General features: G+C 60.9%; 9 protein-coding genes. 1 reads left to right on the forward strand and 8 read right to left on the reverse strand.

Annotated elements, in window-relative coordinates; translation table 11 throughout:
- Positions 1-9 precede the first annotated feature (9 nt).
- The 8 genes from ASC80_RS09510 to ASC80_RS09545 form a co-directional block, all read right to left on the reverse strand.
- Positions 10-1,335 (reverse strand): FAD-dependent oxidoreductase, encoded by a 1,326-nt coding sequence (locus ASC80_RS09510; RefSeq protein WP_056296034.1) that lies wholly within the window; start codon positions 1,333-1,335, stop codon positions 10-12.
- Between the two features lie 221 nt (positions 1,336-1,556).
- On the reverse strand, positions 1,557-4,877 hold the full coding sequence (locus tag ASC80_RS09515; protein ID WP_056296036.1) for a carboxyl transferase domain-containing protein: 3,321 nt from the start codon (positions 4,875-4,877) through the stop codon (positions 1,557-1,559).
- A gap of 91 nt (positions 4,878-4,968) precedes the next feature.
- Positions 4,969-6,681, reverse strand: coding sequence for an AMP-binding protein (locus tag ASC80_RS09520; RefSeq protein WP_056296039.1), 1,713 nt, complete (start codon positions 6,679-6,681; stop codon positions 4,969-4,971).
- Between the two features lie 17 nt (positions 6,682-6,698).
- The gene (locus ASC80_RS09525; RefSeq protein ID WP_056296042.1) at positions 6,699-7,574 is read right to left on the reverse strand and encodes an ABC transporter permease; all 876 of its coding nucleotides are present in this window, start codon (positions 7,572-7,574) and stop codon (positions 6,699-6,701) included.
- Position 7,575: 1 nt separating this feature from the next.
- Positions 7,576-8,529 (reverse strand): ABC transporter permease, encoded by a 954-nt coding sequence (locus ASC80_RS09530; protein WP_056296043.1) that lies wholly within the window; start codon positions 8,527-8,529, stop codon positions 7,576-7,578.
- Between the two features lie 68 nt (positions 8,530-8,597).
- Positions 8,598-10,154, reverse strand: coding sequence for an ABC transporter substrate-binding protein (locus tag ASC80_RS09535; RefSeq protein ID WP_056296046.1), 1,557 nt, complete (start codon positions 10,152-10,154; stop codon positions 8,598-8,600).
- Position 10,155: 1 nt separating this feature from the next.
- On the reverse strand, positions 10,156-11,211 hold the full coding sequence (locus tag ASC80_RS09540; protein ID WP_056296049.1) for an ABC transporter ATP-binding protein: 1,056 nt from the start codon (positions 11,209-11,211) through the stop codon (positions 10,156-10,158).
- Positions 11,211-12,260, reverse strand: coding sequence for an ABC transporter ATP-binding protein (locus ASC80_RS09545; protein WP_082512492.1), 1,050 nt, complete (start codon positions 12,258-12,260; stop codon positions 11,211-11,213). The genes ASC80_RS09540 and ASC80_RS09545 overlap by 1 nt, the downstream gene beginning before the upstream one ends.
- Positions 12,261-12,662: 402 nt before the next feature.
- Between ASC80_RS09545 and ASC80_RS09550 the strand changes: the two genes are divergently transcribed.
- Complete coding sequence (locus ASC80_RS09550; RefSeq protein WP_056296054.1) at positions 12,663-13,445, forward strand: GntR family transcriptional regulator; 783 nt, start codon at positions 12,663-12,665, stop codon at positions 13,443-13,445.
- Positions 13,446-13,470 lie beyond the last annotated feature (25 nt).

Here is a 13,470-nt window from a genome sequence, read left to right on the forward strand (position 1 = left end):
GTGTCCTTATCAGCCGATACGGGCGCCATCGGCGTTGACGGCGGCCCTGACGTCCCGGCCATCGATGTCGCGCGGCGCGATGTTGTTGCGAACGGCCATGACGGCGGCGTGGCCGATGGCATGGCCGTAGGCGAAGCATTGTGCCGTGACGCGCGCGGATGCGACTGCCTCATGCTCCGCTGACAGACAGCGACCGGCGACAAGAAGCCCTTCCCCGCGCTCGGGAACGAAGCAACCGTAAGGAACTTCGTAATAATCATTGAGGAGCCATTCGACCTTGGGCTTCTCACCGGCGTGCAACTCGATCGGCCACGGCGAAACCGCAATGCCATCGGCAAACTTGGTGCCTTGCACGACATCGGAATTCGTCAGCCGCTTGACGCCGGAAACCTGTCGGGTCTGCCGTACGCCGACCTGAACCCCGGTATCGTTGAGGAACGCATTCTCGCATCCCACCAGATTATCGTGGAAGAAACGGGCATATTCCCGCGCCTGAAGCCGTCCCTCGATTTCGGCGTCGGTGAAATCCTGGTGGAACAGCGTATTGAGTTCGCGCCCATCGGGCCCGATCACACGCGTGCAATTGCAGAGGAGTTCGTTCGGCCGCGTGGTCGCAAACAGCCAGATTTTCGCGCGCGGCAGCTTGTAGTCGCCGGCATTGTGCTTGGCGCGAATCATGGCGGAGATTTTTTCCGGCATAATGGTATCGGTGCCGTATTCAGCGGTGAAGCGCTCAACATCGACGCCCATCATCCGGAAGATCATGGTGGGGTTCTGAACCTTGCCGTCGTCGCCGACAAAATTCGGCAGACCGGCCATCGCGACGACATCAGCATCGCCGCTGGCGTCGATCACGATCTTGGCGCGCGCGTCGACCGGCCCCTGCTTGGTCCAGATACCCAGCCCTTCGATCTTGTCGCCGTTCATGTGGACATCGTTGGCGACCGCGTGGAAAACGATACGGACACCGGCCTCGCGCAGCATGGCATCGGCGGCTTCGCGCCACACGAGCGGATCGTGAACACGCGCCCAGGTCTTGCCGTAGAGCACCGGATCGGCGAGCCCGCCCATCGCTTCCAGCCTGCGGCAGAACTCGTCGGCAAAGCCGAACACAACCTGCTTCGGTCCGGCGGCTGTGTTGTTCGTTGCCTCATAGAGACCGCAAACGGTGCCGGACAGCCCGGCCACCGCTCCGCCACCGCAAAATCCATAGCGTTCGACGAGCGTGACGCTCAATCCCTGACGGGCAGCGGCAATCGCAGCCGCGACGCCGGCAGCACCTCCGCCAACGACCAGCACATCGCTATCGATGCGAGTGGAACTGCGCGTATCCAAAGGTTGCCCCTATTAGTATTTCACTGGTGTACTACAAGTATTTCAAATAATCCGGCATTGCAAGCACCCGACCTACGAAAAATCCGCAGACCTGGCTCCCGGACCGATGTGGAAGATTTAGTGCGCTGCGCCATCCGGCTGCGGTGCCGTGATCGACGGCAAACAAAAATGGTGGGCACGCTGTGCCCACCATTTGCTTCAACCGTTATCGATGTTCTGTTTTACCAGGTATCGATGCAGGGCCGCTTGCGATGGTCGCGCGGCGCTGGCTTCGGCATCGAGCGCAAGCCGGCCATGATCCAGTTGCGCGTTTCCGCAGGATCGATCACCTCGTCGATTTCGAGAACGGAGGCGATGGAGACCGCCTTTCCGTTGGCGTAAAGCTGGGCGACCTTGTCTTTATAATAGGCCTCGCGCTCGACCGGATCGGCAATCGCCTCCATTTCCTTGCGGAAACCGAGCCGGACGTAACCCTCCAGACCCATGCCGCCGAACTCCCCGGTCGGCCATGCCACCGTGAAGAAGGACGCATGGAATCCGCCGCCGATCATGGATTGCGCCCCAAGACCATATCCCTTGCGCAGGACAACGCCGAACAGCGGCACCGTCAGGCTCGCACCGGTCACGAACATGCGCGCCACGTGGCGCACGATCGCGGTTTTCTCGGCCTCCGGTCCGACCATGAATCCCGGCGTGTCGCACAACGAGACGATCGGAATGTCGAAGGCGTCGCATAGCTGCATGAAACGGGCTGCCTTGTCCCCTGCATTGGCGTCGATCGCCCCACCGAGATGTTTCGGATTGTTGGCGATCAGCCCGAACGGCTTGCCTTCGATCCGGATGAAGGCCGTAATCATGCCGACGCCGAAATCGCGGCGGATTTCGAGCACCGATCCCTCATCAGCGAGAAGATCGATGACAGTGCGTATGTCGTAAACGCGCAACCGGTTCTCCGGAATCGCACGGCGCAACAGGCGCTGATCCGGAGCTTTCCAGTCGGTTACTGCCCCCTGGAAATAAGACAGATATTTCTGCGCGGCGGCGGTCGCCTCCTCTTCGTCCTCGACAAGAATATCGACGACGCCGTTCGGCGACTGGAACGACACCGGTCCGACTTCAGCCGGGTGATAGACGCCCAACCCGCCACCTTCGATCATCGCCGGTCCGCCCATGCCGATTGACGCATTCTTCGTGGCGATAATCACGTCGCAGCAACCAAGCATCGCCGCGTTACCCGCAAAGCAATAACCCGAGACGACGCCGATCACCGGCACCAGGCCTGAGAGTTTCGCGAACTGCACGAAGGACGGACCGTCGAGGCCGGTCATTCCGAGCCTGTCGGTATCGCCGGGGCGGCCACCGCCGCCTTCGGCATAGAACACCAGCGGCATCTGCCATTGCTCGGCGAGGCCGAGCATGCGGTCGATCTTCTTGTGATTCATGTGGCCCTGGGTACCGGCCAGCACGGTGTAGTCGTAGGAGATCACCATGCAGCGTGCGCCCTGCTCACCGAACTTGTCGGCATTGACGGTCGCAACGCCGGTGATGAGGCCATCGGCCGGCGTGTTCTTGATCAGATCATCAAGCGCGCGGCGGCGGCGCTGGGCCGCGATCGCCAGCGACCCGTATTCAACGAACGATCCGTCGTCGACGAGTTGCGCGATGTTCTCCCGGGCCGTCCGCTGATTGGTCTTGCGCCGGCGCGCCACGGAAGCCGGCCGGTTTTCGTCAAGCGTATTGGCGTGACGCGCGATGTTTTCCGCGAGATCGGCGCGGATGTGATCGAGATCAACTTCCGTCTCCTCCTCCGCATCATGTCCACCGACCTCGGCCGGTTCGATGAATACGATCGGATCGCCCTGCATCAGCGTGACGCCGTCTCCCGCGGCGATCTTCGTCACCTTGCCGCCGTGCGGCGCCGTGACGAGATGTTCCATCTTCATCGACTCGATAACAGCGATCTGCTGTCCCGGACGAACCAGATCACCCTCGGCGACCTCGATTACGACCACCGTTCCCTGCAACGGCGCGGCCACGGACTCCGAGCCGGCGGGACCGACTGCCGGCCCGGCGAATTTTTCAGCATCGCCATTGCCATCCATTGCGCTGTCGTTTGAGAAAAACAGCGGCGGCGCTGTTTCTTTCGCGGCGCCCACAAGTGCGGCGACATGGCTGTCGACGAAGCTGGTGCTGATGCGATTGGCGATGAAATCAGGATGCGCCAGCACGGCCTGAAGGAATGGAATGTTGGTGGCGACACCGCCGATGCGAAACTCACGCAACGCCCGTGACGCTTTCGCCACGACATCAGCCCATTGCGCCACAGATGCATGAACGATCACCTTGGCCAGCAGAGAGTCAAATGCGGCGCTGGTCTTGTATCCGAAGTAACCGAAGGTATCGATACGGACGCCGAGGCCGGACGGCGGATCGAACACCGCCAGCACACCGCCGGTCGGCTTGGTTTGCCCCTGCTCGTCCATCACCTCCATATTGACACGGAGCTGCATGGCGTAACCGCGTGGTGCGGGCACCGCCGCCTGATTCAGGCCGAGCGATGCCAGTGTCGCGCCAGCGGCGACCGCAAGTTGCGACCTCACCAGATCGATACCAAGCACCTCCTCGGTGACGGTGTGTTCAACCTGGAGACGCGGGTTGGCTTCGATAAAGGCAAATGCGGACTCGTCGCCGGCAACCTCACCATCGACAAGAAATTCGAACGTTCCGAGGCTGTCGTAGTTCGCTGCGGCAGCAAGCTGCTTCGCCGCATCAACGATCCGTTCGCGCAACTCATCGCTGAGCGACGGGCTCGGCGCGACCTCGATCAGCTTCTGGTTGCGGCGCTGGATCGTGCATTCGCGCTCCCACAAATGGCTGACCGCGCCGTGCCGATCTCCGATGATCTGCACTTCAATATGCCGCGCCTTGCGGATCAGCCGCTCGACGTAGACCCCAGCACTGCCGAATGCCGCTTTTGCCTCGGACTGGCAACGCGCATAGGCTTCTTCGAGCTTCGATGCATCCTCGACGATGCGCATACCACGACCACCGCCACCGGCCATGGCCTTGATCATTACTGCGCCGCCCTTGCCGAGGGACGCAAAGAACGTCTTCGCTTCATCCAGCGTGGTCGGTCCGACCGTGCCCTCGATGATGGGTACGCCGCAGCGCTTCGCCAACGCCTTGGCTTCCACCTTGTCACCGAACAATTGCAACGCCGACGGATTCGGCCCGACGAAAACGATCTTTTCTTCCGCGCATCGCCTCGCCAGGTCGGCATTTTCACTAAGGAAGCCGTAGCCGGGATGCAGCGCATCGCAACCCGCAGCCTTCGCTGCCGCGATCACGCCCTCGATATCGAGATAGGCGCGGGCGCCACGCCCCGGAATCTCGCGCGCCTCGTCGGCGGCACGGACGTGAAGCGACAGCGCGTCGTCAGCCGAGTAAACCGCAACCGACGCCAAGCCTGCGTCGGCAGCAGCCCGCGCAATACGGATTGCAATTTCGCCCCTGTTGGCGATCAGAAGTTTGCGAAAGGACATCGTTTCTTTCCGTTAAAACGCACACGACAGCACGTGAATTCGGAAACGGCCGCACCAATGCTGCCATTTCCGACAAGACAGATGGACCGGATCAGGATGCCGACACGTTCAGCTCCTGCTTCTTGACCTTGCCTGTCGCGGTCATCGGCAACGCTTCGATAATTCTGATCTCCGGCACCTTATAGACAGCCATCCGCTCCTTGCACCACGCCTGAATTTCCTCCGGCGTGGTCATGCCTCTTGCCTCGGGCTTGAGCTGGATGAAGGCGACCGGGACCTGTCCCTTGTCAGCATCCTCGCGCCCGACGACGCCGGAGCCCAAAACTGCGGGATGCTGACCAAGCAATGCCTCGATCTCGGGCGGGAATACACTCATGCCCTTGACCTTGAGCATTTCCTTGCGGCGGCCGAGAAAATGGAGAAAGCCATCGCTATCGATCAAACCGATATCGCCGGTTCGCAGCCAGCCATCGACCAGCGACTCAGCCGTCGCTTCGGGCTTGTTCCAGTAGCTTTTCAGAAGCGACGGCGTCCGCACACGGATCTCGCCCTCGCCGCCGATCGGAATCAAATCACCTGTCTCGAAATCCGTGATCTTGAATTCCGCGCCCGGCACCGGCAGTCCGACGAAAATCGGTTGCGACGTCAGGTCGAAATCGTTGTCCTGAAAACCGGTGGTGAAGGTGTTGGAGGTGTGGGTTTCGGTCATGCCCCACGAACTTTCGGCGAGAATGGTGCCGGTCAGCTCCTTCCAGCGGCGCCGATATTCAGGATTGAGCTTCTTGACGAAGGACACCACGCGGATCTGCTTAAGCGACGAGAGGTTGAATTCCTTGAACCGAGGATGGTCCATCAATTCCACAGCGCCATCGACCGGCATCGCTGTGATGGTCACCTTGTATTCGTCGATCGCCGCAAGCGCGCTCATCGGGTCCCAGCGCGCCAGCAACACCAGCGTGGCCCCGGCGAACAGCGGAAAGATCAGGCCGAAATTCTCGCCCGCGATCCAGAATTCCGGAAAGAACGACAAGAATACGCTCTTTGAATCGGTATTGAGCGCAATGCCGTAGTTCGCCGCCGCAGTGTAGACCATGTCGCCTTGGGTATGAACACAGCCCTTGGGCATGCCCGTGGTGCCGCCGGTGTAGTTGAGCGCGGCAATGTCATCGAGACCGGCGGGCGGCTGCGGCCCCACCTCTCCCATTGCAGCCAGCGCCGGCAACAGATCGGTTGCGCCGGGAATGGCAATGCGCGGTGACTTAACCGAGTCCGGGACCGGAATGGCGGGCTTGGCCGGAAGAACATCGGCGAAGCTGGTGACAATAATTTCCCGCAGCTTCGTTTCACCCTTCACCTGGCGGACCGTCTCGATCAACTGGTCGAGCGCGACGATCACCTCGGCATCGGTATCGTTCAGTTCGTAAGAAAGTTCGAACGCGCGCGACAGCGGGCTGACCGGAACGTGAATCGCACCGAGCTTCAGGATTCCGAAAAAGACGATATGAAATTGCGGACAATTGGGAAGGAACACCGCAACCCGATCGCCCTTGCGTACACCCTTCTTCGACAGGAGCGCGGCAAAACGATCGCTCTGCCGGTCGAGATCGGCATAGCTCAGAACATGCCCATAGAAAATCACTGCCGGATGCTCGGGCTGCACTCTGGCCCACGCCCGCAAATACTCGCTCAGCGCGATCTCGCCGTGCGGATATTGCGGCGTGCGCGGCGTGCCCTTGGGCCATGCCTTGCTCCACAGCGCATGAAGCTGCTCCATGTAGTCTTTTTCGTTCAAGCGGGTCGCCATGTCTTTTTCCTTGTTGCTTAGCGGCGTCTCATCGTCGGATCGAGCGCGACACGCAGCGATTCACCGAGCGTGTTGAACGCCAGCGCGGTGAACAAAATTGCCAGCCCCGGCGGATACATCTGCTCGGGCGCTATCTCCATATTCTGATAGGCGCGCGCGAGCATCGCGCCCCAGCTCGCATTCGGCGGCTGGATGCCTAGGCCGAGGAAGCTCAGGCTTGCTTCGGCAAGAAGCGCTCCGGCCAACAGGAGGGTCACCTGCACGATGACCGGCTGAATGGTGTTCGGCAAAATATGACGCCACAAGATGCGGCCGGTCGAAACTCCGAAACATCGCGCGGCATCGACATAGAGTTCATGACGCACAACCAGCGTCCGCGCCCGCACCAGCCGCGCCAGTTGCGGAGCGAATACGATGCCGACCGAAATCATGCCGTTGGTCAGGCCGATTCCGAGCGCGCCGGTCACGGCAATGGCGAGAACAATGGCGGGGAACGATAGAAAACTGTCGATGACCCGGCTGATGGCCTCATCGACCCAGCCGCCCATGTAGCCGGCCAACAGGCCGACCGGAACACCAATCAGAATGGCGATGGCGACCGCAAGGAAGCTCGCGTAGAGAGAGGCCATCCCGCCATAGATCAGCCGGCTCAGGGTGTCGCGGCCAAGATCATCGGCGCCGAGCCAATGCGCTGCCGACATCGGCGCCAACGTCGCATCGAAATCCTGCCCGATCGGCGAATAGGGTGATATCCACGGCGCCAAAATCGAGATCACGATCAGCGCCGATAGGAACGAGAGGCTCAACGCGCCGCGCAGATCGGAGCGAAACCAGCGCCAGAACTTCGTCTGCCACCCTATTCTCCGGCCGTGAACAATCGTCGCATCTGTCATGTCACGCAATCCTCGGATCGAGCACGCTGTAGAGGACGTCGGTGACAAGGTTGAGCGTGACGACGATCAGCACCATCGAGAAAACGACTCCCTGTACGACAGGAAAATCGCGGTGGATCGCGCCGTTGACGATCAGGCTTCCCATACCGGGGATGGCGAACACCGCCTCGACCACCACAGTCGCGGCGAGCATCCGGTTAGCGAGAAGGCTGATCACGGTCAGCAGGTTGACACTGACGTTCTTCAATCCATGCCGCCACAGGATCGAAGACGGCGATAATCCTTTGGCATGAAGGGTGCGAACCTGCTGCGATGACAGGATCTCCACCAGCGATGATCGCAACTGCCGGGCGACCTCGGCGATGCCGCCCGAGGCAAGCGCACATGCCGGCAGAATCGCGTGACTGAGCGCTCCCCAAGGATCCTCCGTTAGCGGCACCGCTCCCGTGGCAGGCAACCAATTGAGGGTGAGGGAAAAGAACGCCACCATCAGCATTCCGAGCCAGAAATTCGGCACGGCGACTCCGAGCGATGCAATCGCCATGACAAAGCCGTCGAGCCAGGATCCCGGCTTGCTCGCCGCGGCAATGCCCAGCGGAATGCCGATAACGAGCGCCATGATCATGGCCAGCGCAACAATCAGCAATGTGTGAGGCAGGCAGCGAGCGATCGATGTAATAACCGGCTCGCTGGACACCAGCGATGCTGACAGATCGCCGTGAATAGCCTTCCACAGCCATGAGCCGTACTGAACCAGAAACGACCGGTCGAGACCGTAGATATGGCGGATTTCTGCAATACGCTCGTCCGATGCGTTGTCTCCAGCGAGCGTGACCGCGACATCGCCGGGGACCAGCTTGAGCAAGCCGAAGACGATGAAGGTCGCCAGCACGATCACCGGGATCGACTGAAACAGCCGGCGTGAAATCACTTTGCGCTTGGATGCCAGAGACATGGGGCGAACACCGTCGGGAGAAATTGCGAGAGCCGGCGCCATCGCGAACGATGGCGCCGGATTTTTTCTTAGCCGAGAGAGATGTTTTCGTACTTCGGCTTGCCCAACAGGTTGGGCTTGTAGCCCTTCACCTTGGTCGCGAGCGCGTCGAGTTCGTACTGGAATGCGAGCGGGGCCGAGAGCGCATTTTCCATCACGAAACGCTGAATTTTTGCGAACACCGCTGCGCGCTCCTCGAGATCCTCGCTCTCCCGGCTCAGTTGAATGAGCTTGACCAGTTCAGGATCGGCCTCGCGGCTGGCATTGTAGTAAGCGCCTTTGTCGAACCCGAGTGCATAGGTCATGCTGGGATCGGGGCGGCCCGTCCAGGCGGACAGCAAGACGTCGAACTTCTTCTCGGTCGCGAAGAACTGCGCGCTGATCTCGGCGATGGTTCCGCGCGTGAATTTGAGACGGATGCCTGCCTGATTGAGTTGGGCTTGCAGCACTTCGCTGCGGCGAACCGAATCCTGATCCGTATAGCCACCGATGGTCAGATCGAGACCATCCTTGAATCCTGCCTCCGCGAGGAGCTTACGCGCCTTGTCGGGATTATGCGGATAAAGCGTGGATACCGACTTGTCGTAAGCCCAGTGAGTGCTCGGCAAGGTCATCGTCGCCGGCTCACCAAGACCATTCAGCGTCGCTTTCACGAACGCATTACGATCGATCGCGAAGTTGACCGCCTGTCGAACCTTGACGTTGTTGAGCGGCGCCCGTCCATAGTTGAAGTAAAGCTGGATGCAATACAGCGTTGGGCCGGTCACGGTCTGGAGATTCTTGGCGCGATCGATCACGGTCTTCAGGCGCGCTGGCAACGAAAACGCCATGTCGTTTTCACCAGCGACCACCGAACGCAATCCGGTAGCGAGTTCCGGAATGATCGAGAATTCGATGCCATCGAGGTACGGCCGGCCGGGCCGCCAGTAGGTCTCATTGCGCGTGAGGACAATGCTCTGATTGTCGGCCCAGCTCACGAACTTCCATGGCCCGGCACCGACGGGCTTGCGGTTGGTGTCGTTGCCGAGAGCCTTGATGTTGGTCGGCGAAACCATCATGCCGGCGCGATCGGACAAGATTGCGGGCAGAGCGGTATCAGGATTCTTGAGACGCAGTGTGACCTGCAGCGGCCCCGTGATCTCGACTGATTCCACACTGGTCAGATCGGCCTTGATGTTGGAACGCTGGTCCGTGCGGTTGCGGTCGAGGTTGAACTTCACTGCTTCGGCATCAAGCGGAGTGCCGTCGTGGAATTTGATGTCCTTTGAAATGTCGAGGACCATCGTTTTCGGATCAAGATAGGACCACTTCGCAAGGCCCGGCTTGGGCTTGAGTGTGGCGTAGTCCCATTCCACCAGCGTGTCATACATCGTCCAGAGGATGGTGTGGTCGGAACCAGCGCCGCCCGTCGTTGGATCGAGCGAGGATGGATTGGCCGGAGCGGCAAGCCGCAGAACACCACCCTTTTTCGCGACCTCCTGCGCGAAGGCCGACATGCCCGTCGCGCTGGTGAGCGCCACGCCGCCAGCGAGCGCCAGCAGATCGCGCCGGCTCAAGGTCCCCGGCATCCGGATTGACTCCGCCATTCTATCCTCCCTGTTTCATGTGTAATGCGATCTCGAGATTGCTGTGTTGTGCGCGGTTCTCAGCGGCGAAATGACAGGCAACCCAGTGAGCGGGCTTCAATTCGCGCCAAGCGGGCATCTCGTCCTTGCAACGCTGCTGGACGACCGGACACCGCGTCCTGAAGCGGCAGCCCGACGGGGGCGACACCGGGCTTGGAATTTCGCCTTCGAGAATAACCCGGCGGTTCGTCCGCATCGTCGATGGCAACGAGATCGGCTCGGCAGACAGCAACGCCTGCGTATAAGGGTGCAGCGGCGCGTCAATCACGTCTTCGGCAGGGCCGAGTTCCATCAGCCTGCCGAGATAGGTCACCGCGATCCGGTCCGAGATGTGGGACACCACCGAGATGTCATGGGTGATGAAAACGTAAGTGAGGCCGAACTCGCGCTGAAGATCGGCGAACAGGTTGAGCACATCGCCGCGGATCGAGACATCGAGTGCGGCGACGACCTCGTCACAGACAATGACTTTCGGCCGCAGCATCAGAACACGCGCGATGTTGACGCGCTGCTTCTGGCCGCCTGACAACTGATGTGGATACCGATCCGCCATTTCGGGCGACAGTCCGACGCGAGCAAGTGCGGCGAAGCCGTCCTGGCGGCGCGATGAGTCACTTCCCTTCCCGATCGTCTCGGCGGGCTCAATCACGCTGTCCAGAATTGTCATTCGCGGATTCAACGCCGCGTTCGGGTCCTGAAACACAATCTGATAATCGCGCCGATGCTTGCGCAATTGCCCCTTAGGAAGAGTCGTCGGATCAACCCCATCCTGAAGGATTTGCCCTTCGGTCGGCTGGATCAGCGAGACCAGCGCGCGGCCCAGTGTGGTTTTTCCCGAGCCGGACTCTCCGATGATGCCAAGCGTCTCGCCGGCATGAACGTCGAAGTCGACACCGTCGATCGCCTTGACCGTATCGCGGCCATCTCTCGTCGGAAACAGGATGCGCAGATTACGCACGGTCAGAATCGGATCACGTCGATTGTCAGAGACCTGCGTCGATTCGAGCACCGATGCCATCAGTTGACCGCTCCAGCCAGGGTGATCGTCTCAGCACGGCAACAACTCGCACGACGGGAGGGACCTATCTCGATCATCTCTTGTCGTTCCTTGCAGGACTCGATCGCATGGGGGCACCGCGGCCGGAAGCGGCAACCGGCCGGCATGGCTGTAGGCGAAGGGACACGCCCCGGAATCGACGGCAGAACGCTTCGACGCGCACTGAGGCTGGGAAGCGAGCGCAACAGGCCGGATGTGTATGGATGACGCGGCCGCAGCAAAACATCGTCAACCGGCGCATCTTCGACGACTTCACCCGCATACATGGTGATCATGCGGGTGCAGGTTTCGGCAACGACGCCGAGATCGTGGGTAATAAACAGCAGCGCCGTTCCGGTCCGCTCACTCAAGGCGCGCAGAAGATCGGTGATTTGGGATTGGACCGTAACATCGAGCGCCGTTGTCGGCTCATCGGCGATCAGGAGCTTTGGCTCGCAGATCAACGCCATCGCGATCATCACGCGCTGACGCATACCGCCGGACAACTGATGCGGATATTCGTCGCACCGCCGCTCCGGCGCGGGAATGCCCACCTCGGCCAACGCAGCAATGGCGCGCTCGCGCCCTTCCGCGCGGCTGACGGGGAAATGTGCCCGATACGCCTCGCTGATCTGATCGCCAACGGTGAACACCGGATCCAGCGCGCTCATCGGCTCCTGGAAGATCATCGCGATATCGCGCCCGCGCACCGCTCGCATTTGCCGCGCCGACAGGGTCGCGAGATCACGGCCTTCAAACAGGATTTGACCGGACAGCCGCGCCGACTGCGGCGGGAGAAGGCGAAGCAGCGAAAGGCCGGTCACGGTTTTCCCGCACCCGCTCTCACCGACAATCCCCACTCGCTCGCCGGCCGCGACGGAAAAATCCACATCGCGAATGATCGACAACTCGCCGTCCGCAGTCGCGAACGAAAGTGACAGACCGCGAACATCCAAAAGAGGAGACCGCAGATCCCCTCGCGGGTCACCGCCGCGCTCCGTTACGTGGTGTGCGTCGCTGACGGACGTCATGCCCGGGCCGCCTCGAGGCTGATGCGGGACACAGGTCGGCACCTGCAAAACTGAGCCCGGCGCGTGATCCAGCCTGGATGTCGGCGTGCTGCGACAATGCCGCAACGCAACGTCGCAAAAGCGAAGCCCGTGAAGAATCTTCCTGAATGGGATGACCCCATCGGCGTACTCCTTCCCTGACCGCCCCCGATCTTTCGCCGGAGTTCCTGTCACGTTGTTGTTATTGCTCGAGAACCCGGTCTCCGGGCCGCAAGCAATACAATTTCGGCCAGCCGCAGACCCATGTTGCCCTGCGACGTTGGCAGACCTAGGAAGCATCACTTTTTGTTAATTGTCAACAATTGACCGTCAGGTTAAAAGTCTCCCGGGCCGAATGCTCGAATCGGTATAAGGAGCAATGACATGGCGGCGACCTTCCGGAAGTTGATGACCGACGAGGACAGCGAGCTCGGTAGAAGCTTTGCTCCCCGAACGATTCCGGAGCAGGTCGCCGAAGAACTCGGCGCCGAAATCGTCGCCGGCCGCCGCAAGGCCGGAGAGCGTCTGGTTGAACTCGATCTCGCTCAGAGTTTCGGCGTCAGCCGCGGACCGGTCCGCGAAGCGATCCGTATCCTTGAGCGCCGGCGCCTGATCGACCTGCTGCCACGACGCGGCGCTTATGTGCGACCGCTGTCGCTGAAGTCGATCGCCGACCTTTTCAACGTTCGCACCGCGCTTTCCATGCTTGCAGTCAAAACGATGGCGACATCGCCGATCGAGAGCTACGTGGAAACGCTTGCACGCCGATGCGCCGAACTGGAAAAAATGGTCGAGGTCGACGACCCGATGGGCTTCGCCCGGATCACCACGCGTGCGGTGAAGACGATCGCCCGAGGGTCCGGAAACGAGCTCCTGGTCGAACTCCTGACCGACCTTGCCAACCACACGGTGTGGACCACGATCTGGAAAGCGCCGCTTGATTATCGGACACGCGAGATTCGCCGGCTCAGCGCGGACCTGATGATCGGAACGCTCGACGCGATCCGGAAGCGCGATCCGGAGTCTGCCGTCGCCAATCTCGGGCGCCTTCTCCATGACGATCGCGATCGCGCCGTGACGGCTATCTCCGATCTTCGTGGTGAATCACTCGATCTGCGCGCGTTGTCATTGACTGAGCACCACGAGGCGCCTGCGAAAGCGGTCTAAACGCCAGACGATCGCGACAGGCGGC

The organism is Afipia sp. Root123D2 (assembly GCF_001425835.1).
Lineage (GTDB): Bacteria > Pseudomonadota > Alphaproteobacteria > Rhizobiales > Xanthobacteraceae > Afipia.